General features: G+C 63.5%; 1 pseudogene. It reads left to right on the top strand.

Annotated features, from left to right (window positions below):
* Positions 1–274 precede the first annotated feature (274 nt).
* Positions 275–477: pseudogene (locus M8318_RS00205) on the top strand (RNA ligase RtcB family protein); the annotation flags it as partial.

Here is a 477-nt window from a genome sequence, read left to right as displayed (position 1 = left end):
CCGCAAAGGAGGTTACATCGATGATTCAGTTCTCTACCCTTTGCAGGCTGCGCCTGGCCTAACGGCCACCGAAACCTACCGCTCGACCCCCTGCACCGCTGAACGATTCCCGCCCTTGCGTCCGCGCAAGCTTCCGGCGAGAGGTCATCGGCTGCCGCGGTCACCGCTCCCCAGGTTTTCACTTCTCCGTTAGACGCCCTTCGCCCTTCCGCGAGTGCCCGCTCGGCTTCGGTCTGCCCCCCGGATCTACCGTTTCAATCACATGGATTGGATTATGGGCAACTACATCAAGCCTTTGTCCGCGGGCGTCGCACTGATCGCCTCGGACAGCACCTGGATCGAAGGCAAGGCGATCCAGCAACTGCAAACCACCGCCGAGCTGGACGGCATGTGCCGCGTCGTCGGTCTCCCGGACCTGCATCCCGGCCGCGGCTATCCGGTCGGCGCGGCGTTCTTCTCCGTCGGTCGCTTCTATCC

The sequence above is a fragment of the Leclercia tamurae genome (assembly GCF_025566055.1).
In the GTDB taxonomy this organism is placed as follows: domain Bacteria; phylum Pseudomonadota; class Gammaproteobacteria; order Enterobacterales; family Enterobacteriaceae; genus Enterobacter; species Enterobacter tamurae.
This window is presented reverse-complemented; position numbering and strand designations above follow the sequence as displayed.